The following is a 21522-nucleotide window of genomic DNA, read 5'->3' as shown; positions in this document are numbered from 1 at the left end:
ATCGGTGCGACTAAAGTGATGGCCATGTCTGTCACTAGTCGTTCTCGCAGTTCTGCACCCCGAGGAAGGGGCGCACGCGCCAACCGACCAAGCTCCGGCCGTCGAGGTGGATTCGAAGATACTCGATCCACCGCCCCAGTCGGTGCCGGTTACTCTGGCTATGCCGGGGGCGAGGACTTCGAAAGGACCGGCAGCGCCTTTGGCGTGGTCGGCCACTCGTTAGGGTCTGCTTTCAGTGGCGCGGCACGGGGGCTCGGTGGGCTCACGCGCCGCCTGGCGTCTCGTGGCGAAGCGGGTGACTTTGATTCTTATGACGATGCGGAATTTCTAGAGGAGGCTGAAACCCAGGTGATCTCCAAGCGGGGGAAGCAGCGAAATTCGCGCAAGAGTCAAGCTAACAAACTTGACTCTGGTCGCGTTGCTCGTTCTAACGACAACTGGACTCCGGACACTGAGGACGACGGTTTTGACGCCGACTTCAGAGCTCAGGGTGCCAGCGAAAGCAGCGGGCCGATGCGCATTGGCGGTTCCTATGACGGTGCTGCCATCGGCGTTTTCGCGGTGGCTTTGATTCTCGCTGGAACCCTATGGTTTGGAGTTGGCGGGGCAGTGGGCAACGCGATCGCTGGGATTCTCACCTGGATCATCGGTGCGGGCGGATACGTGGTACCAATTGCCATGGCGTTTGCCGCCTGGGTGCTTATGGTCGGTATCGAGCGCACTCAGCGTTCCACGGTTCGCCTGTGGCTCGGTTCTGCGCTAGTGATCCTGCCCATGCTGGGGCTCATTCATATCTTCGCCGGCCAGCCAACCGACAGTGCCGGGAAGGCAGGTGCTGGCGGACTTGTCGGGCAGGCCATCGGCACCCCAATGGCTGTCGGTTTTAGCGTTTACCTTGCCGTTCCTCTACTGCTGCTGGCCATCGTCTACGGTGCGCTGCAGCTAACAGGGCTGACGGTTAAGCAGATTTATGCCCTCGCAGCAGACTTTCTGGGCGTGGGAAGCTGGCGCGAGGGCCGCGACAGCGATGATTACGCTGACTACGAAGACGATGAAGATGATGCTGACCAGTACGGTCACGTCGATCGTCAAATCACCCGTGCTGCTCGCCGTACGCCGATGGACAACTATCCAGTGGAGGAGCAGGAGAGCTACGCCGCCGACGGCTCAGCTGACTCCAACGAGACTTTAGTGCTGGACACTGCGGCTTCTCGCACCCCGAAGCGGCGTAAGCGCACGCAACCAAAGCGCGCGGAAGCAAAGCGCCCCCAGACGAAGCCTGCACCTCCTGTGGAGGACGTCGCGGAGCTGCTGGATGACGACGAGGACGTCCCGCAGACGGTGGCGGATTCTAGGCCCGAATCTGAGCCTGAGTCCAAGGCTGAACTCAAGCGTGAGACTAAGCGGGACCCAGTGGCCGACTCTCGTGACTCGGTGCGGCAGGCAATCATCGCTCGCTCGGGAATAGACGCCGCAGCGATCCCCGCCTCTACGCCGAAGTCCGAGCTGGAAGCGGATGTGGCTGAGGGCGTCACAGATAAGGGCGTAGAGAAAACCACAGCACAGAAGGAAGAAAGCGACTACGCGCTGCCGTCGACGGAGCTACTCATCAACGGCGATGCGCCGAAGACTCGCAGTGAAACGAACGACCGGATGATCGAGGCGATCACGGATGTGTTCGAGGAGTTCAAAGTCGACGCGCAGGTGACGGGCTTTAGCCGTGGACCGACAGTGACCCGCTATGAGGTTGAACTCGGGCCGGGCGTGAAGGTTTCCAAGATCACGAACCTGCAGTCCAACCTGGCATACGCCGTGGCCACGGACAACGTGCGCCTGCTGACGCCGATCCCGGGCAAGTCTGCCGTTGGTATCGAGGTGCCCAACACCGATCGCGAGATGGTGCGCCTAGGCGACGTGCTGGAGGCACCGAAGGTACGCAGTGATGCCGACCCGATGGTAATTGGTCTGGGTAAGGACATCGAGGGTGACTTCGTTGCCCACTCGATTCAGAAGATGCCGCACCTCCTGGTGGCCGGATCCACGGGTTCCGGTAAGTCGGCCTTCGTGAACTCCATGCTGGTTTCCCTGCTGACCCGCGCCACACCGGATGAGGTACGCCTGATCCTGGTGGATCCGAAGATGGTGGAACTGACCCCCTACGAGGGCATCCCGCACTTGATCACTCCTATCATCACCCAGCCGAAGAAGGCGGCCGCCGCTCTGACCTGGCTGGTGGAGGAGATGGAGCAGCGCTACATGGACATGAAGGCCAGCCGCGTGCGGCACATCAAGGATTTCAACCGCAAGGTTAAATCCGGTGAGATCACCACTCCGCTGGGCTCGGAACGCGAGTACCGCCCATACCCGTACATCGTGTGCGTGGTTGACGAGCTCGCCGACCTGATGATGACCGCCCCGCGCGAGATCGAGGACTCGATTGTGCGAATCACCCAGAAGGCACGCGCCGCGGGTATCCACCTGGTGTTGGCGACGCAGCGTCCGTCGGTGGATGTGGTAACTGGCCTGATTAAGACGAACGTTCCCTCCCGACTAGCCTTCGCTACCAGTTCCTCCACTGACTCTCGAGTGATCCTGGACCAGGGCGGTGCGGAGAAGCTTATCGGTATGGGCGACGGCCTGTTCATCCCGCAGGGCGCGGGCAAGCCGCAGCGTATTCAGGGTGCCTTTGTGACGGACGAGGAGATCAGCGCCGTCGTAGAGGCTGCCAAGGATCAGGCCGAGCCCGACTACACAGAGGGGGTCACAGAAGACAAGGCGGCCGAGGCGAAGAAGGACATCGACCCGGACATTGGCAACGACCTGGAGGACCTGCTGCAGGCCGTGGAGCTGGTGGTTACCAGCCAGTTCGGCTCGACGTCCATGCTGCAGCGTAAGCTGCGCATCGGCTTTGCAAAGGCCGGACGCTTGATGGATCTGATGGAAACCCGCGGAGTGGTTGGACCGTCCGAGGGCTCTAAGGCGCGCGAGGTGCTGGTGAAGCCCGAGGAACTCGACACGATGCTCTGGATGATCAAGGGCGCAAATCCCGAGGACGCGCCCAAGGAAGTCATGGAGGCAGACTCCCCAGGTGCTGAAAATGGCAGCGACGGTGGCGTTGACGGTGGGGATCCTACCGACGGCGGGACTCGCGTGGTCGCCGCTAACCCCCCGAGCGGAGCTGTGTAACCCCTACAACGCGGCCGGCCACCGCTGCGTGTAGAGTAGTCGGCAGTTGGAGGGGAGTACCCTAACGCCGAGTCCGCTTGGCGCCCTCGACATTGATCGTCAACACGGAAAGGTTGCGGTGAAACTGCGAACCTCCCGGTCATGTCGGCTCGTAACTTTCATGGAACGGGCAGGGGAGACCTCCGGTCTATTTAGTGATGTGTTTTATCGACCGGAGGTTTTCCATGGAAGTAAATGCCTTAACGTGGACCATCACCATCCTGGTGGTCGCCGGATTCTTTGTCTTCGATTTCTACAGCCACGTCAAAACACCCCACGAGCCGAGCATCAAGGAGTCGGCGCTGTGGAGCCTGTTCTACGTGGCTCTCGCCTGCCTCTTCGGCGGTTTCCTCTGGCTGACCTGGGGTGAGCCGGGTAACCCGCACCAGCACGGCCTGGAGTTCTTCGCCGGTTACATCACCGAGAAGGCCTTGAGCATGGATAACCTCTTTATCTTCGCGCTTATCCTGAGCTCCTTTAAGATCCCCCGCAAGTACCAGCAGAAGGTCCTGCTCATCGGCATTGCGCTGGCACTGATCCTGCGCGGTATCTTCATCGCCCTGGGTGCGGCGATCATCGAGGCGTGGTCTGACGTCTTCTACCTGTTCGGCCTGTTCCTGCTGTGGACCGCGGCGAAGCTGCTGTGGGACGAGGTCTCTGGCGAGGAAGAGAAGGACCCGCAGGACATGATGGTCATCAAGATGACCCGGAAGTTTATCCATGTCTCGGATCACTACGAGTCGGACCGTCTGTGGTTTAAGGAAAACGGCAAGAGGGTTTTGACGCCACTTTTCATCGCCCTGGTGGCCATCGGCTTCGTGGACGTGTTGTTCGCCCTCGACTCCATCCCTGCCATCTACGGCATTACCAGCGAGCCTTATATCGTGTTCACGACCAACGCCCTGGCCCTGATGGGGCTGCGACAGCTGTACTTCCTGCTGGACGGCCTGCTGGAACGCCTGGTGTACCTCGGCTACGGCCTTTTCATTATCCTGGCTTTCATCGGTACCAAGCTGATCCTGCATGCGCTGCACGAGAACAACCTGCCGTTTATCAACGGCGGCGAGGGAGTTGCCGTTCCTGAGGTTTCCGTGGAGCTGTCGCTTATCGTCATCGTCGGCGTGCTGGTGGTTACCACGGTCCTGAGCATGACGGTCGGCAAGAAGAAGCTGGCCGAAAACGAAGAGAGCTCCACGGTAGGATAGGTACTTGTGAATACTTCAGCACCGCGATCTTCGTTTGGCACGTTCGTCCACAGCGTGAGCTTGCCGAATGTACTCACGTGCATTCGCATCGCCCTGATCCCGGTGTTCCTCTGGCTGATCCTGACCTCGGGGGATTGGGACGTAGCGGGAGCCGAGCCTGACCGCGCCCACCGTTGGTGGGCACTGCTCGCCTTTAGCCTGCTGATGTTCACCGACCAGCTGGACGGTTACCTGGCTCGGCGCTACGAGGTCATCACCGACTTCGGCAAGCTGGCCGACCCGATCGCGGATAAGGCACTGATGATCTCCGCTTTCGTCAGTCTGAACATTTTGGGCGAGCTGCCGTGGTGGGTCACCGCGATCGTCGTGGTACGCGAGCTGGGCATTACCGTTTGGCGCATGGTGTTGGCGCGCAAGGGCAATGTCGTTCCGGCCTCCAAGGGCGGAAAACTGAAGACGGTTCTGCAGACCCTGGCGGTGTTCCTCTACATCCTGCCGTTCGGCGGGGTCGTGCAGACCATCGCTGTGATCGTGATGGGTGTGGCCGTGGTGCAGACCGTTGTCACCGGCGTGCAGTACATCCTTGACTCGCGCAAGGAAAACGCTTAAATGACGGTGAACCCTGCCGCCGAACACCTGGTCCGGGAGTTCACCCGGCGAGGGCTGACAATCGCGACGGCGGAATCCCTGACCGCAGGGCTGTGCGCGGCCACGATTGCAGAGGTGCCTGGGGCTTCGGCGGTTTTACGCGGTGGCGTCATTGTCTATGCAACAGAGCTCAAGCACGACCTGGCGGGAGTGAGCGAGGAAACCCTGCGCGCGCATGGACCGGTGGCAGCGGAGACCGCGGCGGAGTTGGCAAAGGGGGCGGCGCGGCGTTGCGGAGCAGATGTTGGCGTGGCGCTGACGGGCGTGGCCGGGCCCGACCCGCAGGATGGGCACCCGGTGGGAGAGGTCTTCATTGGGATCTACGATTATGCGCGGGGGGCGCGGGTGGAGAACCTGTACGCAGAGTTCGTGCGGCGGCAGAGCGAAGGAGAGTTCGCAGGGCTGGATAAAGAGCAATTGCGGGCAGAAATTCGGCAGTTCAGCTTAACGCGCGCGCTGGAAATGGCCAGCGCGTAAACTAGCGGGAACAAATGCGCCGCCCGAAACGTTGGGATGATTGATGAGTCACAATACTATGGTCATGGATACGGTTGCGGTGGAGCGTCCCGCCGAGCGGATGCCCGTGGATGAACCGCTGCTGAGGGAGGCGTTGGGGGCGACCCTGAAGGAATATCGCACCAATAACGGGTTCACGCTGCGCCAGTTGGCTTCGCTGGCAAACGTCAGCCCGGGCTACCTTTCTGAACTGGAGCGTGGCCGCAAGGAAGTTTCCTCAGAGCTGCTGGCCAGTGTGTGCCACGCAATGGCGGTCTCGGTGGCTTCGGTAATCTTGGAGGCTGCCTCGATGATGGCTCTGGACGCGGCGGCTGCGGAGTTGGCAGCGAACATGGCGGCGAGTGCAGTGGAACGGGCCTAAGGGCTCTAAGGGTCCTAAGGGTGCAGACGTGCGGTGGATTCTTGGTAGTATTATCCGCGCAAAAGAAATATTTTTAGCCCGTTTTACTCTCATTTGAAGGAGCTATAGCTCATGGCCAATCCGTTCGTGAAGGCATGGAAGTACCTGATGGCGCTCTTCGACAACAAGATCGAAGAGAACGCCGATCCGAAGATTCAGATCGAACAGGCCATTGCAGAAGCGCAGAAGCAGCACCAGGCCCTCTCCCAGCAGGCAGCAGCAGTGATCGGCAACCAGCGTCAGCTGGAGATGAAGCTGAACCGCCAGCTCGAGGAAGTGGAGAAGCTACAGGCCAACACCAAGCAGGCGCTAAATCTCGCTGACAAGGCCCGTGCCCAGGGCGATCAGCAGAAGGCCATGGAGTACGAGAACGCCGCTGAAGCTTTTGCCGCACAGCTTGTTACTGCAGAACAGTCGGTGGAGGACATGAAGAGCCTTCACGACCAGGCTTTGCAGCAGGCTGCGCAGGCCAAGCAGGCCGTGGAGCGCAACTCCATGCAGCTGCAGCAGAAGGCCGCCGAGCGCACCAAGCTGCTGAGCCAGCTGGAGCAGGCGAAGATGCAGGAGAAGGTTGCGGAATCCCTGCAGTCCATGAACTCCGTTGCCTCTAACGGATCCCCGAACCTGGATCAGGTGCGCGAGAAGATCGAGCGCCGTTACGCTAATGCCCTGGGCCAGGCCGAACTGGCGCAGAACTCTGTGCAGGGTCGCATGGCTGAGGTTCAGCAGGCAGGCATCCAGATGGTCGGGCACTCCCGCCTGGAGCAGATCCGTGCGGAGATGCAGGGGGGCGCGAACAACCAGCTGGGTGGGGCACAGCAGCCAGAGGCCATCGAGCAGGCCCAGCCGCAGGCGGGCAACGTTAGCCAGGACGCAGTGGCCGAGCATATGCGCCAGCTGCGAGGCGAAAGCTAGGCTTTCCAGCTAGTTGCCGACCCCGCGGGACTTCAGCGCCTCGCCGAGGCGGCGGGCCCGCAATAGGCTGCGAACAATCACCGGCACGCCGAAGGCAAGCACGGAGCGCGATGCGCCCCGTGCTTTTCTTGCGTCTAGCACTTCGTTAACCGTCAGCGCGGTAAGGGGAATCAGGCGGATGGTCAGTGCAACAAGTAGGCTGATCGTCTCAACCGGCAGGCCGATTTTTCCCAGTGGGCGTAGACCCGACTCGACAGCGTCCATGAGCTGTCCGATGGTGGTCGTCAGGGTTAGTAGGGTCGCCATGGCCACCGCGGAGAGGATCACCACAAAGTAAGTCAGAGCGGTGGGGAAGTCCCGCTGCCACCACAGCAGCGCGGCGAAGGCCAGCAGTAGCACGGCGGGCGCCAGCATCTGGCGCAGTGCCAAACTCACAGGGATGCGCGCCACCGCGTAGCACGCGGCGGTGAAAGCGGCGACAGCCCCTGCCTGCCACAGCACGGTCGCCCAGATGGCGCTACTGACCAGGAAAAAGAAGAGTAGAAAAATTTTTAGACCCGGTCGTGCGCGGTGCAGGAGGGAGTTTCCCGGGTAGTACACAGACAGCGGGACGTTGATGTGGAGGGGCTTTGCCATTGGTTACCTACCCGTCGAAGCTTGCTACATAGTCGGCGATTACCCGATCGGCCGGGCCGTCCTCCCGTACCTCGCCGTCGGCGATCCACAGTACTCGCTCCATGCCTTCTAATAGCTCTAGGTCATGCGAAACGACGATCAATTGCTGAGGCAGTTCCGCCAGCCGGTGAGCGATCATCCGGCGATTGCCGAGATCCAGCAGGGTAGTGGGCTCGTCGGCAATCACTAGCTCTGGTTCCACCACCAGCACTGAGGCCAGTGCCAGCAGTTGCTTCTCGCCACCGGAAAGGAAGTGGGGGGAGGCGCCCGCTAGGTGCTCCAGCCCCATGGTGCGCAGCATTGCAGCTGCCTTTTCCTCCCTTACGCAGCCACTCTTGGTGGTTGTACGCAGGGAAAACGCGACGTCTTCGGCAACCGTGGGCATGATGATTTGGTTGTCGGCGTCACTAAAAACAAACCCCACCTTGCGCCGCACCTCGCGACCGCGTTTCGCTACATCGAGCCCCGCGACGCGCACCTGCCCGGTGGTGGGTTCGGCGAGTCCGTTGATGAGACGCACCAGTGTGGACTTGCCGGAGCCGTTAGCGCCGATAATGCCGATTCGGCGTTCGTTGAGGGAAAGGTTGATGTCTCGGAGGACGGTCCGCTGGCCTGTAGAGGTATCGAAGGTGACGCCAACGTTTTCGAACTCGATATGGGGCATGTTCTAGGCCTTGCGCTTCGTTGGCAGCAGGTCTGGCACTGCCTTGGTGACGGTCAGCGCGATGGCGACGGCGATTGTGACCTTGATGAGGTCTCCGGGGATGAAGGGGGTGTTGGCTGCCAGGGCAGTAGAGAAGTCGTAGCCGAGGCGCACCATCAGGCCGATCGATCCGCAGAAGTATTGGATAATAACGCCAACGATGCCCGCGAGGAAGAAGACGGCGGTACGTGCCCTCGCGTTGCGTGGAGCGTACTGGGCGATCAGGCCGATGACGAAGGCGGCGATGACATAGCCGACGATGTAACCGACGGTGGGACCCGCGACGGCTGCGGCAGCGGGTTTCCAGCCGGCCATGTTGGGAACGCCGACGAAGCCTACGGCGATAAATAGGGTGGTGGCTAGGCCTCCGCGCCAGAAGCCGAGGATGAGGGAGGCAAGGACGATGCCCATGTTTTGCAGAACGATAGGCACGCCGGCCACGCCGACAGGCAACTGCACGCCGCCGAGGACGATAATGAGTGCTGCGAAGACGGCGATGTACGCGAGGTCTACCGCTTTAAAGTTTCTAGTTTCTGAGGATGACATAAGTATCATGATAACTCAGCAGACCCGCGAACTTGAACACTGTTCAATAAGGGGGCTTTTGTGTGGGGGTGTAGATTGGTAGACCATGCGCAGAACAGAGTTTGATCGGCTTACTTTGGGCGAGTTTGGAGATGGCTTCCGAGCTTTTATTTCAGATACTCACGTGCTGAGCTCACTGGGGGATACGCCTTCTGCGCTAATCGAACAAGGGTATGACCTTCGTGACGTGTGGTTGGCGCTGTGTGATGACTTCGATGTGCCCGAAGAGCGCCGTTTGGGTGAGGATATCTAACCTTTTATTTATTGACGCCCTTAGTGTGGTGGGGCGGGCGCCTCGGTTAAACAATCGAACAAAGGTTCGTGTATGGTGTGTGTCGGAAACGATGGTTGTCCGCGCGGTCGAGTACAACTATCAATGAACCTTTTCGGAGCGTTCCCGGTCTAAGCAAAACGGGGGTGCGAAGAAGATGACGATTTTGAATACACCAGACGTCACAGCAGATGGAAGGGGCGGCAACTCTATGCCACCGAAGAAGAAGCAGACCGCCGCGGCGGGGAAGGACCGGTCGAAGGCGCTGGAGCTTGCGATGGCGCAGATCGAGAAGGACTTTGGCAAGGGTGCAATCATGCGCCTGGGCGACGATACCCGTCCGCCGATCCAGGCGATTTCCTCCGGAAGTATTGCGATCAATGCAGCGCTGGGCATCGGCGGTTTCCCGCGCGGTCGCGTAGTGGAGATCTATGGGCCAGAGTCTTCTGGTAAGACCACCGTGGCATTACATGCAATCGCAGAGGCGCAGCGAGCCGGTGGCATTGCGGCGTTCGTGGATGCGGAGCACGCTCTGGACCCGGAGTACGCACGTGCGCTCGGCGTGGATACAGACGCACTGCTGGTTTCTCAGCCAGATACGGGCGAGCAAGCGCTGGAAATTGCGGATATGCTGATCCGCTCAGGTGCCATCGACATTATTGTGGTGGACTCTGTGGCGGCGTTGACGCCCAAGGCAGAGATCGACGGCGACATGGGCGACTCGCATGTCGGTCTGCAGGCCCGCCTGATGAGCCAGGCGTTGCGCAAGATGACCGGCGCGCTGTATCAGACGGGTACGACCGCGATCTTCATTAACCAGCTGCGCGAGAAGATCGGCGTGATGTTCGGTTCCCCGGAGACCACGACAGGCGGTAAGGCACTGAAGTTCTACGCTTCCGTGCGCTGCGACATTCGCCGTATTCAAGCGCTGAAGGATGGCCAGGACGTGGTGGGTAACCGTACTCGCCTCAAGGTTGTGAAGAATAAGGTCTCGCCGCCGTTTAAGATCGCGGAATTCGACATCCTGTACGGCGAAGGTATTTCGCGGGAAGGTTCCATCATTGACTTGGGCGTGGAGACCGGCCTGATTAAGAAGTCCGGATCCTGGTTCACCTACGACGGCGACCAGCTAGGCCAGGGCAAGGAGAAGGCCCGTGAGTTCCTCAAGAACAACCGGGACCTTTCCGCAGAGCTGGAGGATCGCATTGCCCGCGAGCTAAAGATCGGTCCGTACGCCAAGATGAAGGACGAGCAGACCGAGGAAGCCGCTGGGGACCAGATGGATGAGGACAAGCCCATCGACCTCAGCCCGAACTTCGACGATGACGATGCCAACTAACAATGCCGACTAGGCATAACGAGCGCGACCAAAAGATAGAGGCACTTCGACAGGCAATCGCAAACTACTCGCCCGGCGAGGGCGAGAGGTTCGTGGATGTGGCCGAGGAAGAAAGGCTTGCGCCAATTAAGGCCAAGGCGTTGCGGCTGATCAACCATCGAGCACGCTCCACGGCGGAACTGCGCCAAAGGTTGCTCGACGCAGACTTTGAGCCCGAGGGCGTGGAGGAAGTCATCGCCCGCTGCACGGAAAACGGAATGCTAAATGATGCCGAGTTTGCCAGTGAGTGGGTACGACAGCGGGAGAAGAACCAGAAGAAATCAGTCTCCGTGCTGCGCCGAGAGCTGCAACGCAAGGGCATCGCCGCCGCTGTGATCGAGGATGCTCTGGAACAGGTGGATGCGGAATCCCAGGAGCAAATCCTGGAAGAACTCGTGACCAAGAAGGCAGCTAGCGTAAAGACTCGCCCCGCCGACCGCAAAGAATATGACAAGGCACTGCGCCGCGTAGTGGGTGTGGCTGCACGCCGTGGTTTTCCGCAAGGCGTGGCTCTGGCCTACGCTCGCCGCGCGCTGGACGCGCGGATAGAGGAATTGTAGCGGGCGTCACTAGGTTGCCACTAGGTGCTGTTAGCTAGGACCTCGCTTTCGTAAACGCAGTGGGCAAAGGGGTAGGGTAATCGACGTGACACAGACGATTCAGACGCAAACGGGCAAGAACTCTGGGGCCGGTCGCACCTACGAAGTGCGTACCTTCGGCTGCCAGATGAACGTCCACGATTCCGAGCGACTCTCCGGCCTGCTGGAGGACTCCGGGTATGTGCCTGCAAGCGAGGGCGTTACGCCGGACGTCGTGGTGTTCAACACCTGCGCGGTCCGCGAGAACGCAGACAAACGCCTCTACGGGACCTTGGGCCAGATGAAGGCCATCAAGGACGAGCACCCCGGGATGCAGATTGCCGTAGGCGGATGCATGGCGCAGAAGGACAAGCAGACCGTGGTGGACAAAGCCCCATGGGTGGACGTGGTCTTCGGCACTCACAACCTGGGCTCGCTGCCCACGCTGCTGGAGCGTTCGGCGCATAACCACAAGGCAGAGGTTGAGATCTTCGACGCGCTCGAGGAGTTCCCCTCCGTGCTACCCGCCAAGCGCGAATCTGCCTACGCCGGCTGGGTCTCCGTATCCGTCGGCTGCAACAACACATGCACTTTCTGTATCGTGCCCTCACTGCGAGGCAAGGAGCAGGATCGCCGCCCCGGAGAGATTCTGGCCGAGGTCAAGGCTCTGGTGGAACAAGGCGTGAGCGAAGTGACGCTACTGGGCCAGAACGTCAACGCCTATGGAGTGAATTTCGCCGATGAAACCCTCGAACGGGACCGCACCGCTTTCTCCAAGCTGCTGCGCGCCTGCGGGGAAATCGAAGGCCTGGAGCGCCTGCGCTTCACCAGCCCGCACCCAGCCGAGTTCACCGATGATGTGATCGACGCAATGGCCGAGACCCCCGCAGTGTGCCCCCAGCTGCACATGCCGCTGCAGTCCGGTTCGGGCAAAGTGCTGAAGGACATGAAGCGCTCCTACCGCTCTAAGAAGTTCCTGGCGATCCTCGACAAGGTGCGCGAACGTATCCCGCACGCGGCGATCACCACTGACATTATCGTCGGCTTTCCTGGAGAGACCGAGGAGGACTTCCAGGCGACATTGGACGTAGTGGAGAAAGCCCGCTTCTCCAGCGCCTTCACGTTCCAATATTCGCCCCGCCCCGGAACGCCGGCCGCGGAAATGGAGAACCAGGTGCCCAAGGCTGTCGTGCAAGACCGCTACGAGCGCCTCCTAGCTTTGCAGGAACGTATCAGCGAAGAAGAAAACCGCAAGCTCATTGGTACAACACAGGAGTTGTTGGTGCAGGCCGACGGGCGCAAAAACGACCGAACTCAGCGCCGCTCCGGTCGCTCCCGCGATGGTCGCCTCGTGCACTTCACGCCCGAAGGCGACGTTCGGGCAGGTGACGTCGTGGAGGTAGTTATTACTGACGCCGCGCCGCACTTCCTCATCGCTGACGGCGGAGTAGCGAGCCACAGGCGCACCAGGGCGGGCGACATGACAGAGTTGGGGGAGACCCCGACAACTGCGCCTGTGGGCGTCGGACTAGGAATGCCCAGCATAAAGAAGCCCGAGCCTACGACTGCGGGCGGATGCAGCACGGGAGGATGCGGCTGTGAGTAGCAACAATAAGAGCGCGAAGAACTCCAAAGAACACACAGCGCAGGACGCACTGGCCGAGTACCGGGGCGATCTCAAAGGCGCTGAGCGCAGGATCGCCGGACGAGTGGTTCTGGGCCGCTACGTGCCGTTGATCGTCTTCGGTTTCTTGGTTCCTTTAGTTATGATTTTCCTGCCACACGCGGGCGACGTGCGCGGCTACGACGTGCTGTTTAACACCCCGGCGGCGCAGGACGGCGCGACGGCCAAGCCCGAAGTCATCTTCTCTTGGCTGCGCCTCGTTGCGATCCTTTTGACCATCGGAACTCTAGTTTCGAAGTCTTGGATAGTTGCCTGGGTGAACTGGGCCTTTGCAGGTGTGGCCTGGTGGTACAACGTTTTTGCCATTTGGGTGCGCCAGACCCAACCGCCGACGGAGACAGGCGACGGCCCGTCCATCCCACTGTTGTTCAGCCTGGTCGGCCTAACGGTGCTTTTCTATGCGCTATCGGCGGTGGTGTTCCAAAAGAATCCCCTACAGCGGGCGCTGGCTGCAGCGCGCCGTGAAGAGGCACACCGCGATGAGGAATCCCGCATGGCTCAGCAGCGCCTGCGCACCGGAATCGAGGACCGCGAGGAGGCGGAGATCGTCGATGACCGTCGCGCCCGCGCTAAGGCCCGCCGCGAGCGCAAGGCCGAGCTTGAGAAGCAGGAGGGCGAACCTCAGCAGGAAACCGAGGAGAGCTAGAGGAGAGCTAGCCCTCCAAAGCGGCAGCGGCGGCGGACGCCCATTCCTGCCACTGCGCAGCCTGGCTACGTAGCTTCTCAGCTTTCGCGGACTTGCCGGCCTTTTCCGCGGCCTCAGCCTCCCGGTTGAACTGATCTACCTTCGCCTGGAACTGCGCTACGCGCGCCTGCGCTTCTGGGTCGGTGCGGCGCCACTCGGCATCCGCGGCCTCTTCCACGCGGGCCTCAATGGCCTTAATCTTGTCCTCGAACTCACGTACGCGTCCGCGAGGGACAAAGCCGATCTGCTCCCACTTTTCCTGCAGCTCGTGCAGAACCTTGCGAGCCTTGTCTACACCGTGTGCCTGCGGATCGACCTTCGGGGAGTACTCGTCGATAAGCGCCTGCTTGGCCGCGGCGTTGCTCTCGAACTCCTTGTCGCGCTCGGCGGAATCCGCCTTGCGGGCGGCGAAGAACACGTCTTGTGCCTTGCGGAATCGCTCCCACAGCTGGTCATCCACATTGCGTGGCGCTCGGCCTGCAGCCTTCCACTGGCTCATCAGGTCGCGGTACTTGGCGCTGGTTGGCCCCCACTCGGTGGAATCCTGCAGCGCCTCAGCCTGCTCGATCAGCTCTTCCTTCTTCAGCCGTGCCCGTTCGCGGTTGCGGTCCAGCTCGTCGAAGTGCGCCTGGCGCTTGCGGTTGAATTCGGAGCGGGCCTTGGAGAAGCGCTTCCACAGCTCGTCGTCGGTGGATCGCTCGACTCCCTTGATGCCGCGCCACTGTTCGACGATCGCGCGGATGCGCTCGCCGGAGCGCTTCCAGTTCAGCGTGGACGGGTCGGCTGCGGCGATGCCCTCAACCTCTCCCAGCAGCTCTTCCTTCTGCGCCAGTGCGGAATCGCGGCGCTCCTGCTTAGCTTCCGCGACCTGCTTCTCGGCCGTCTCGGTGTGCTTCGAAATTTTTTCCAGCCGGGTTTCTAGCGCGGCGATATCGCCGATGACCGCTGCGGTCGGGAGGGAATCCTGGAGGATCTTCGCGTCGTGACGGATCGTTTGGGCCTGCTCTGGGTGGCTCTTTAGACGAGCTTCGAGCATCTGCACCTCGGTGCTGAGGTCGTCGTAGCGGGCGCCGAAGTGCCTCAGTCCCTCTTCCGGAGTACCAGCCTTGAATTCACCGATTTGGCGCTCGCCGTCGGCAGTCTTTAGCCATGCCACGCCGTCTGCGTCCACGCGGCCGAACTTCGCGGGATCGTTGTTGGGGATGCTGACGCCCCCAGGCTGCACTCCCTTTAGCCCGGGCTTGGGGCCTGGCTTGGGGCCGGGCTTCGGGACCGGACGAGGATTCGTGGGATCAGTCATTGCGGGTACTCCTACTTAAAACCAAAACATGCCAATTGCCTTATACGCCTTGTATAGGGCAATGAAGTAATTATTACACCAGCCGCACCGCTAGACTGGGTTTCCATGAGTTCTTCCACTCAGATCCGCCCGATCGCAGTCGTTGGCCCTACCGCCTCTGGTAAGACGGCGATCTCCCTGGAGCTTGCCAAGCTGCTGGACGGAGAGGTGGTGAACATCGATTCCATGCAGTTGTACCGTGGCATGGATATTGGAACGGCCAAAGTTCCGCCAGAAGAGAGGCAGGGGATCCCACACCACCAGCTGGATATTTGGCCGGTGACTAAACCCGCTAGCGTTGCCGAATACCGCTCGGGGGCCATTGCGACGGTGGAAGAGATTCTTTCCAGGGGTAAGATGCCCATCATCGTCGGCGGCTCCATGATGTACATCCAGGCACTGGTCGACGAGTGGGACTTCCCGCCAACGGATCCGATAGTCCGCGAGAAATGGCAGCGCGAGCTCGACGTACGTGGCGTAGCCGCCATGCATCAGTACTTGGCGACGATCGACCCCGAAGCAGCGCGCATTATCGAGGACAACGATCCGCGACGCACTGTCCGTGCCCTCGAAGTCATTGAACTGACCGGCAAACCCTTCGCAGCGTCGCAGCCGCCGAAGAACTCTACACCTCGCTGGAACATGCGTTTGCTGGGACTTAGCGCGCCCGCAGAGTGGTTGAACCCTCGCATTGAGCAGCGCGTCCGCCAGATGTTTGATCAAGGTTTGGTGGAGGAAGTGCGCTCCCTGGTTGCCGATGGGCTCGCCCGGACATCCACTGCTGGCCAGGCCATCGGGTACGCGCAGGTGCTGGACTATTTCGCGGGAGAGTTAACATTTGAAGAAGCCGTAGATCGCACCATCACCGGCACCCGTCGCTATGCTCGACGGCAGCGTTCCTGGTTTCGCAGGGATAAGCGCATTATTTGGATTGACGCCAACTCACCCGACCCGGTCCGCGCGGCAACGGAAGCATTAGGGATTGTCAGCCAGCAGTAGGCAAGGCCATTAGTAAGCAAGGGAGTGTTCTGCATGATCGAATTCATTAAGGCTCACGGCACGGAGAACGACTTCGTTGTCCTGATGGACGAGGCGACACAGGTGAACCTCACCGAAGATCGCGTGAGACACCTTGCCGACCGGCGGGCCGGGATCGGTGGCGACGGGGTGATTCGCGTTGCCACCGGTGATGCATTGGTAGGTGCCGGCGTGTTGGCCGGACTTCCCGCGGGCGTGCACGGTGACGAATGGTTCATGGACTACCGCAACGCCGACGGCTCCCTGGCGGAAATGTGCGGCAACGGCGTGCGTGCCTTCGCCCATGTGTTGTGCCGGCAGGGGAAGGTCACCGTTGGCGAACAGTTCGGCATCGGCACCCGGGCGGGCCGCAAGATGGTGGAGGTCCACGAGCTGAGTGGAGAAAACCAGGAGCACGCGATTGTGAGCGTGGAGATGGGTGCTCCGGAGGTGCTGGGCGTTTCCACCGCACAGGTGGGCGACTTGAAGGTCGCTGGCCTCGGCGTGGATATGGGTAACCCGCACCTAGCCGCGGTGGTGCCCAACCTGACGGCGCTGGAGTTGCAGAAGCTGCCGATCGACCAGCAAGTGCAGTTCGATACTGAATTCTTCCCGGCGGGGGTGAACCTGGAGGTTCTCACGCCATTGGACAATGCGGGTGCGGTGCACATGCGCGTCCACGAGCGCGGTGTGGGGGAAACTCGCTCGTGTGGCACCGGTACCGTCGCCGCCGCTGTTTCTGCCCTTGCCGACGCCGAACTGGCCACAGGTACCGTCACCGTGCACGTTCCAGGGGGCACCGTGCAGGTGGAGATCTCCGAGGATGGTTCGGTGCTCCGCGGCCCCTCGGCGATCGTGGCCTGGGGCCGGACCGTGCTCTAGTGGCCCCCGCAGCCGCAGCTACCGGAGCCGCAGGCGCCGCCGCAGCCAGCGGAATCCACGGTACTAGCGGTGAACTGCACGGTGCCGGCCACGATCAACGGAGCATCGGACTGTGCGAGTTCCTCGTCGACCGCATCCTCGGGTAGAACTACCGTGAACTCGAAGGGAGAGGTCACGCCCGCGGTCCAGAACTTCTGCCCCGTCAGAGCGTTGACCTTGTGAGACCAGTCGGTGGCCTCCACCGCTATCTCCGCCGTGGCATGCGGGGCAGTGGCGGGGGAGTTAATGTCCCGCAAACCGCTCGAATCCACCACGCCGACCTTCAGTCCGCCGTCCTTGGCGAACTCAGTCGAGTCCCCGTACACGCGCACGGAATTGGCCAGAGCCCCAATGTGGAACTGGTGGTACTCCAACGAAGGGGCGTCCACAAGCAAAGGCCCTTGAGCGATGGTGGCGGTGAGGGAAGCGATCGTCGGGGCCTGCTGACCGGAGACCTGCAGCATGGGGCTATCGTCCACAACGTCGAGCACGCCGATGATGTCGTTCAGCATCGACAGGTGCGCCGTGGCAGGCACTCCGCCGGTGTAGCTGGCGAAGGAGCCGAAGGGCTCGACGGCAAGCACGACCATGCGGGCGCCCGAGGGGTCGTCGAACTGCAGAACCTGGCCGCCGCGCACCTCACCCGACACGCCCAAATTGCCGGAACCGTAGGCGGCCTCTAGGGCTTGCTGCCACTTGGGGAAATCCATACCAATGCTGCGGAGTTCAGGAATCATGCCCACCACTCTAGTCCTCTACACCAAATTTCCTATTTACCTCCCCTGACAGGTAAAAATAGAGCGTAATGACGGAAAAGACGGATAAAACCGAACACACTACGCACCTTTATGATTCGCCTGCGGCGCCCACGGTCGGCGAGCTCGATTTGGAGGCGCGCTCTAGCCTCCGGCGGTTGTCCCGTGGCGTAAATACCTACACAGACGAGCAGTCCGACGGCTATGACGTTGAGTATCGAAAACTGAGGCTGGAAAAGGTCGTGCTGGTTGGCGTGTGGACAACCGGGACGATCGCGCAGGTGGAGGCGAGCCTGGAAGAACTGCGGGCTTTGGCCGAAACCGCAGGCTCCGAGGTGGCGGAGATGCTTTATCAGCGTCGCGACAAGCCGGATTCAGGCACCTACATCGGCCGTGGCAAGGTCGAGGAGCTGAAGTCCGTGGTGCTGGAAACCGGCGCAGATACAGTGGTGTGCGACGGTGAGCTGAGCCCGGGCCAGATGATTGCACTGGAAAAAGCGCTGGACGTCAAAGTGATCGACCGAACCATGCTAATTCTGGATATCTTCGCCCAGCATGCGAAGTCCAAGGAAGGCAAGGCGCAGGTTTCGTTGGCGCAGATGGAGTACCTCATCACACGCGTGCGCGGCTGGGGTGGCGCGCTGTCCCGGCAGGCCGGCGGTCGTGCGGGATCCAACGGCGGCGTGGGCCTGCGCGGTCCGGGTGAGACGAAGATCGAGGCGGATCGCCGTCGCCTTCGCTCCGATATGGCGAAGCTACGCAAGGAGATTGCGGCGATGAAGACCTCTCGTGAGGTCAAGCGAGAGCGGCGTGACGCGTCGGCGATTCCTCAGATCGCAATTGCCGGTTACACGAACGCGGGTAAGTCTTCGCTGATCAATGCTCTGACAGGTGCGGGAGTTTTGGTCGAGGATGCACTGTTCGCCACACTGGATCCGACGACGCGGCGCGCTAACCTGGCGGATGGCCGCGCGGTGGTGTTCAGCGACACGGTGGGTTTCGTTCGACACCTGCCCACGCAGCTGGTGGAGGCCTTCCGTTCTACTCTGGAGGAAGTTCTGGCCGCCGACGTGGTACTGCACGTTGTGGACGGATCCGACCCGTTCCCGCTGGAGCAGATCAAGGCCGTGAATACCGTGATCGGCGGAATCGTGGAGGAATCAGGACAGGAGGCGCCACCGGAGATCTTGGTCATCAACAAGATCGACGCCGCCGACCCACTGGTGCTGGCCGAGCTTCGTCACCGTATCCCGGATGCCGTGTACGTGTCCGCGAAGACGGGGGAGGGCATACCCGAGTTGGAGGCCCAGCTGGAGCTATTCCTCAACTCGCTGGATACCCACGTGACCCTGCATGTGCCATTTGATCGCGGCGACGTGGTAGCAAAGGTCCATGAGCTGGGGACGGTGCTTGAAGAGGACTACGATGCAGACGGGACGCGTCTGAACGTTCGCCTACCGAAGGTTGTTGCGGCCGAGCTGGAGCAGTTTGTCGTCGCCGAGTAGCTAGTCCTTTGGCGCGTCTTCGGCGAACGTGACTTTGATGCCGAGGTGTCGCAGTTCGTTTACGTAGGGCTCCGGTGCGTTGCGGTCGGTGACGATGGCAGCGATGTCCTCGATGCTGGCGAAGCTGACGAGGTAATCGAGACCAAACTTGGTGGAATCACACAGAGCGACCACGGAATCGGAGTTGGCGACCATAGCGCGCTTGATCGCCCCCTCTTGAGCGTCGGGGGTGGAGAGACCGTGCTCGATGGTGAGCGCGTTGGTGCCGATAAAGGCTACGTCTGCGTGCAGCACGCCAAGAGCGCGGGTGGCAAGGTCGCCGACAACGGCCTGGGAGGCTGAACGAACGTGTCCGCCGATCAGCTGTACGTCAAAGCGTGGTGATTCCGCCAAGGTAGTCGCGATGAACAACGAGTTTGTTACGATGTTCAGCTTTGGAGCCATGAGTTTCGGATCGTTTGCGGCGTTGGCCGCCGCGATTGCTTCGGCGAACACCCCAGTGGTAGTGCCTGCGTCGATGAAGACGGTGCCCGAGAAGGGCAATAGCTGTACGGCCGCTTGGGCAATGGCGCGCTTGGCCCCGAGTGCGGCTTTGGACCTGGTTGCGAGCGTGGTGAAGTCAGTGCGAAAGTTCTGCACGGGGACGGCGCCCCCGTGGACGCGGAAGAGCTCACCGCCGTCGTCGAGGATCGCCAGGTCACGACGAATTGTTTCTGCGGTGACGCCGAACTTCTCCGCCAGCTCATTCACAGTCACCCTGCCATGAATGGCTGTGAGGGAAAGTATCTGGCGGCGCCGCTCTGCTGATTCCATGAAGGTCATTTTAGTTGCTAGCGGGCCGGAAAAGGCGGCGTCAGAGCCAATGGGGGTGTTCCTATATAGGTTGTCAACCTAGCGGGTGGAGAAATTGGGGGCGGATTCTCTCTGCGGGGTTGTTTGGTCGTGTTGTTTTCGGGCATGGCTGCTAGCCGACTGGGATTTTACCCGGTCGGCTATCTTTACTCTTAGTGTCTAGGCTGCTAGGTCTTCCTGTGATGGTGCGGGATCGTGGTAGTGCTTGTGGTTGCGCATCATGGCGTAGAGGACGTTGAGTCGTCTGCGGGCTAGTGCTACTACTGCGGCGTTGTGTCTTTTGCCTTCACGGCGCTTTCGTTCATAGAATTGCCGGGAACGCTCGTGGAATCTGATGGATGCAAAAGATGATTGCCATAGGGCGTTCTTTAATTTTTTATTGCCGGCTCGGTTCAGTGAGTTCGACATGATCGAGGTCCCGGACTGGTTTGTCCGAGGTGATAAGCCAGCGTAAGAGGCTAGGTGCCCAGCTGTCGGGAAGTCGGTCATGTCGCCCGCGGTCATGAGAATTTGTGCTGCCGTCTTTGGTCCGATTCCTGGCATGGATAGCAGGATTTGAGTGTGGGGGATGTCGTTGATGAGCTCGATGACTTCCTGCTCGATTTGTGTGCGGTGCTCGAGCTTTAAAAGCGCGTCCTTCGCCGACATTGCTACGCCCATTTCGGCATAGTGTGCACCAGCAATGGCAACTGTTTGCTCAGAGATGGCAGCGAAAATGGCATCGAGGACAGGTTCAGGATTGCGTGCCTTATAGCGTCGAGCGAAGGCAGTTGCCTTGGCCTTTCCGAGGCGTTTTATCTTGGTCGGTCCGCCGTAGCGTGCAAGTAGGTGCAGAACCCACTTGCGGTGAATTATCTGACCGCGAAGGGCCTGTTCGAATTGCGGGTAGCAGCCTACTAGTGCACTTCGAATCTGATTGATGAGCCTGGTGTAGGAGCGCGCTAAATCTTCGTCGATACCGTTGAGGACCTTCAACTGGAGGAAGGCTTCTTCGACGCGGTCGACGCTGCGGAGGGATTCCGGAAGGTTCTTTGCAGCGTGGGCGATGATATAGGCGTCCCGGATATCAGTTTTGGCATTGCCAGCGTGGATGCGCGAGAGTTGACGCATAGCCAAACCGGGAAGGTAGCGCACGTCGATCCCGAGTTCTTGAGCAACCGCGACAGTTAGTCGACCAATGTTATTGGGCTGGTCCACGACGACAAGGACCTTGTGGTCGTGTGCGCTGAACGCTGAAAACAGTGCGCGCAGGGATTTTTCGTTTTGGTTGATGCGCTTAGATAGCACCTGGGTGCCGTCGATATCTAAGACGCAAGCGTGGTGAAAGTATTTACCGACGTCCATGCCGATGACATAGTCGTAGGTCATGCCAGACCTCCTAGCGAATTGAATGAGTATGGGACTTATTTCATCGCTGGTGGTCGGACATACTTCACGCTGGCATCCACATTACTTTGAGACCTCGCACATTCTGTGCGGGTCAGGTTCCTATTAGCAGTCTGGAGTATGCCACTGCCTTCGGCGGCATCACCCCCCGGATCATTTTCAGACAGGGACGAAAACAAGCCATACCGAAGCCAGCGACTAGTTCCACTGCCCCAAGGCAGAAGGAACGCAGACAAACATAACCTGCCCCAGCATGGGGCTAGGAGTACGAATCCTGAG

At 60.6% G+C, this 21522-nt stretch carries 21 protein-coding genes; 14 read left to right on the top strand and 7 right to left on the bottom strand.

What is annotated here, in order from left to right:
• Positions 1-24: 24 nt before the first annotated feature.
• The 6 genes from CJEIK_RS05855 (at position 25) to CJEIK_RS05830 (ending at position 6909) form a co-directional block, all read left to right on the top strand.
• Positions 25-3186: an FtsK/SpoIIIE family DNA translocase gene (locus CJEIK_RS05855; protein ID WP_035012302.1), complete on the top strand. Its 3162-nt coding sequence runs from the start codon at positions 25-27 to the stop codon at positions 3184-3186.
• 224 nt (positions 3187-3410) lie between these two features.
• Complete coding sequence (locus CJEIK_RS05850) at positions 3411-4430, top strand: TerC family protein (protein WP_034964964.1); 1020 nt, start codon at positions 3411-3413, stop codon at positions 4428-4430.
• A 6-nt stretch (positions 4431-4436) separates the two neighbouring features.
• Entirely contained in the window at positions 4437-5039 is a 603-nt protein-coding gene (pgsA, locus tag CJEIK_RS05845) for a CDP-diacylglycerol--glycerol-3-phosphate 3-phosphatidyltransferase (protein ID WP_034964962.1), read from the top strand.
• Positions 5040-5555 (top strand): CinA family protein, encoded by a 516-nt coding sequence (locus CJEIK_RS05840; protein ID WP_005295132.1) that lies wholly within the window; start codon positions 5040-5042, stop codon positions 5553-5555. It begins immediately after the preceding gene.
• Between the two features lie 43 nt (positions 5556-5598).
• Positions 5599-5955, top strand: a complete 357-nt coding sequence (locus tag CJEIK_RS05835; protein WP_011273665.1) for a helix-turn-helix domain-containing protein — start codon at positions 5599-5601, stop codon at positions 5953-5955.
• 111 nt (positions 5956-6066) lie between these two features.
• On the top strand, positions 6067-6909 hold the full coding sequence (locus CJEIK_RS05830; protein ID WP_005295125.1) for a PspA/IM30 family protein: 843 nt from the start codon (positions 6067-6069) through the stop codon (positions 6907-6909).
• Positions 6910-6918: 9 nt separating this feature from the next.
• Here the strand turns inward: CJEIK_RS05830 and CJEIK_RS05825 are convergent, their stop codons facing one another.
• From CJEIK_RS05825 to CJEIK_RS05815, 3 genes are read right to left on the bottom strand one after another with little or no spacing between them, the layout of a single operon-like run.
• Entirely contained in the window at positions 6919-7545 is a 627-nt protein-coding gene (locus tag CJEIK_RS05825) for a CbiQ family ECF transporter T component (protein ID WP_005295123.1), read from the bottom strand.
• A gap of 7 nt (positions 7546-7552) precedes the next feature.
• Positions 7553-8248, bottom strand: a complete 696-nt coding sequence (locus tag CJEIK_RS05820; RefSeq protein WP_005295121.1) for an energy-coupling factor ABC transporter ATP-binding protein — start codon at positions 8246-8248, stop codon at positions 7553-7555.
• 3 nt (positions 8249-8251) lie between these two features.
• The gene (locus tag CJEIK_RS05815; protein ID WP_005295117.1) at positions 8252-8842 is read right to left on the bottom strand and encodes a biotin transporter BioY; all 591 of its coding nucleotides are present in this window, start codon (positions 8840-8842) and stop codon (positions 8252-8254) included.
• Positions 8843-8918: 76 nt separating this feature from the next.
• On the opposite strand from CJEIK_RS05815, the gene CJEIK_RS05810 reads away from it, so the two are divergent.
• The 5 genes from CJEIK_RS05810 (at position 8919) to CJEIK_RS05790 (ending at position 13429) form a co-directional block, all read left to right on the top strand.
• A complete protein-coding gene (locus tag CJEIK_RS05810; protein ID WP_005295114.1) occupies positions 8919-9125 on the top strand; it encodes a DUF3046 domain-containing protein in 207 nt (68 codons plus the stop codon).
• A 229-nt stretch (positions 9126-9354) separates the two neighbouring features.
• The gene (gene recA, locus CJEIK_RS05805) at positions 9355-10482 is read left to right on the top strand and encodes a recombinase RecA (protein ID WP_005295112.1); all 1128 of its coding nucleotides are present in this window, start codon (positions 9355-9357) and stop codon (positions 10480-10482) included.
• Between the two features lie 2 nt (positions 10483-10484).
• Positions 10485-11081, top strand: coding sequence for a recombination regulator RecX (gene recX / locus CJEIK_RS05800; protein ID WP_005295110.1), 597 nt, complete (start codon positions 10485-10487; stop codon positions 11079-11081).
• An 85-nt stretch (positions 11082-11166) separates the two neighbouring features.
• The gene (miaB, locus tag CJEIK_RS05795; protein WP_005295107.1) at positions 11167-12705 is read left to right on the top strand and encodes a tRNA (N6-isopentenyl adenosine(37)-C2)-methylthiotransferase MiaB; all 1539 of its coding nucleotides are present in this window, start codon (positions 11167-11169) and stop codon (positions 12703-12705) included.
• Positions 12698-13429 carry an Rv2732c family membrane protein gene (locus CJEIK_RS05790; protein ID WP_005295104.1) on the top strand — a complete coding sequence of 244 codons (732 nt, stop codon included), beginning with the start codon at positions 12698-12700 and terminating at the stop codon, positions 13427-13429. The genes miaB and CJEIK_RS05790 overlap by 8 nt, the downstream gene beginning before the upstream one ends.
• A gap of 7 nt (positions 13430-13436) precedes the next feature.
• On the opposite strand, the gene CJEIK_RS05785 is transcribed toward CJEIK_RS05790, so the two are convergent.
• A complete protein-coding gene (locus CJEIK_RS05785; RefSeq protein WP_034964958.1) occupies positions 13437-14768 on the bottom strand; it encodes a DUF349 domain-containing protein in 1332 nt (443 codons plus the stop codon).
• A gap of 105 nt (positions 14769-14873) precedes the next feature.
• On the opposite strand from CJEIK_RS05785, the gene miaA reads away from it, so the two are divergent.
• Both miaA and dapF read left to right on the top strand, forming a co-directional pair.
• Positions 14874-15806: a tRNA (adenosine(37)-N6)-dimethylallyltransferase MiaA gene (miaA, locus tag CJEIK_RS05780; RefSeq protein ID WP_005295100.1), complete on the top strand. Its 933-nt coding sequence runs from the start codon at positions 14874-14876 to the stop codon at positions 15804-15806.
• Between the two features lie 33 nt (positions 15807-15839).
• Entirely contained in the window at positions 15840-16706 is an 867-nt protein-coding gene (dapF, locus tag CJEIK_RS05775) for a diaminopimelate epimerase (RefSeq protein WP_005295098.1), read from the top strand.
• Here dapF and CJEIK_RS05770 read toward each other — a convergent pair.
• A complete protein-coding gene (locus CJEIK_RS05770; protein ID WP_005295095.1) occupies positions 16703-17482 on the bottom strand; it encodes a hypothetical protein in 780 nt (259 codons plus the stop codon). The genes dapF and CJEIK_RS05770 overlap by 4 nt on opposite strands.
• A 68-nt stretch (positions 17483-17550) precedes the next feature.
• On the opposite strand from CJEIK_RS05770, the gene hflX reads away from it, so the two are divergent.
• Entirely contained in the window at positions 17551-19005 is a 1455-nt protein-coding gene (gene hflX / locus CJEIK_RS05765) for a GTPase HflX (RefSeq protein WP_005295093.1), read from the top strand.
• On the opposite strand, the gene CJEIK_RS05760 is transcribed toward hflX, so the two are convergent.
• Positions 19006-19818: a DeoR/GlpR family DNA-binding transcription regulator gene (locus CJEIK_RS05760; protein ID WP_034965074.1), complete on the bottom strand. Its 813-nt coding sequence runs from the start codon at positions 19816-19818 to the stop codon at positions 19006-19008.
• 198 nt (positions 19819-20016) lie between these two features.
• On the bottom strand, positions 20017-21225 hold the full coding sequence (locus CJEIK_RS05755) for an IS110 family RNA-guided transposase (RefSeq protein ID WP_005297392.1): 1209 nt from the start codon (positions 21223-21225) through the stop codon (positions 20017-20019).
• Positions 21226-21522 lie beyond the last annotated feature (297 nt).

It is taken from the genome of Corynebacterium jeikeium (assembly GCF_028609885.1).
GTDB classification, from domain to species: domain Bacteria; phylum Actinomycetota; class Actinomycetes; order Mycobacteriales; family Mycobacteriaceae; genus Corynebacterium; species Corynebacterium jeikeium.
The sequence above is the reverse complement of the archived record's forward strand: the minus strand, read 5'-3'. Positions and strand labels throughout refer to the sequence as shown.

Excerpts from the sequence above, each read along its gene's own strand:
- CJEIK_RS05855 (WP_035012302.1), top strand. The coding sequence starts at position 25 with ATGTCTGTCACTAGTCGTTCTCGCAGTTCTGCACCCCGAGGAAGGGGC.
- CJEIK_RS05850 (WP_034964964.1), top strand. The coding sequence starts at position 3,411 with ATGGAAGTAAATGCCTTAACGTGGACCATCACCATCCTGGTGGTCGCC.
- CJEIK_RS05840 (WP_005295132.1), top strand. The coding sequence starts at position 5,040 with ATGACGGTGAACCCTGCCGCCGAACACCTGGTCCGGGAGTTCACCCGG.
- CJEIK_RS05835 (WP_011273665.1), top strand. The coding sequence starts at position 5,599 with ATGAGTCACAATACTATGGTCATGGATACGGTTGCGGTGGAGCGTCCC.
- CJEIK_RS05830 (WP_005295125.1), top strand. The coding sequence starts at position 6,067 with ATGGCCAATCCGTTCGTGAAGGCATGGAAGTACCTGATGGCGCTCTTC.
- CJEIK_RS05825 (WP_005295123.1), bottom strand. The coding sequence starts at position 7,545 with ATGGCAAAGCCCCTCCACATCAACGTCCCGCTGTCTGTGTACTACCCG.
- CJEIK_RS05820 (WP_005295121.1), bottom strand. The coding sequence starts at position 8,248 with ATGCCCCATATCGAGTTCGAAAACGTTGGCGTCACCTTCGATACCTCT.
- CJEIK_RS05815 (WP_005295117.1), bottom strand. The coding sequence starts at position 8,842 with ATGATACTTATGTCATCCTCAGAAACTAGAAACTTTAAAGCGGTAGAC.
- CJEIK_RS05810 (WP_005295114.1), top strand. The coding sequence starts at position 8,919 with ATGCGCAGAACAGAGTTTGATCGGCTTACTTTGGGCGAGTTTGGAGAT.
- recA (WP_005295112.1), top strand. The coding sequence starts at position 9,355 with ATGCCACCGAAGAAGAAGCAGACCGCCGCGGCGGGGAAGGACCGGTCG.
- recX (WP_005295110.1), top strand. The coding sequence starts at position 10,485 with ATGCCGACTAGGCATAACGAGCGCGACCAAAAGATAGAGGCACTTCGA.
- CJEIK_RS05785 (WP_034964958.1), bottom strand. The coding sequence starts at position 14,768 with ATGACTGATCCCACGAATCCTCGTCCGGTCCCGAAGCCCGGCCCCAAG.
- miaA (WP_005295100.1), top strand. The coding sequence starts at position 14,874 with ATGAGTTCTTCCACTCAGATCCGCCCGATCGCAGTCGTTGGCCCTACC.
- dapF (WP_005295098.1), top strand. The coding sequence starts at position 15,840 with ATGATCGAATTCATTAAGGCTCACGGCACGGAGAACGACTTCGTTGTC.
- CJEIK_RS05770 (WP_005295095.1), bottom strand. The coding sequence starts at position 17,482 with ATGATTCCTGAACTCCGCAGCATTGGTATGGATTTCCCCAAGTGGCAG.
- hflX (WP_005295093.1), top strand. The coding sequence starts at position 17,551 with ATGACGGAAAAGACGGATAAAACCGAACACACTACGCACCTTTATGAT.
- CJEIK_RS05760 (WP_034965074.1), bottom strand. The coding sequence starts at position 19,818 with ATGGAATCAGCAGAGCGGCGCCGCCAGATACTTTCCCTCACAGCCATT.
- CJEIK_RS05755 (WP_005297392.1), bottom strand. The coding sequence starts at position 21,225 with ATGACCTACGACTATGTCATCGGCATGGACGTCGGTAAATACTTTCAC.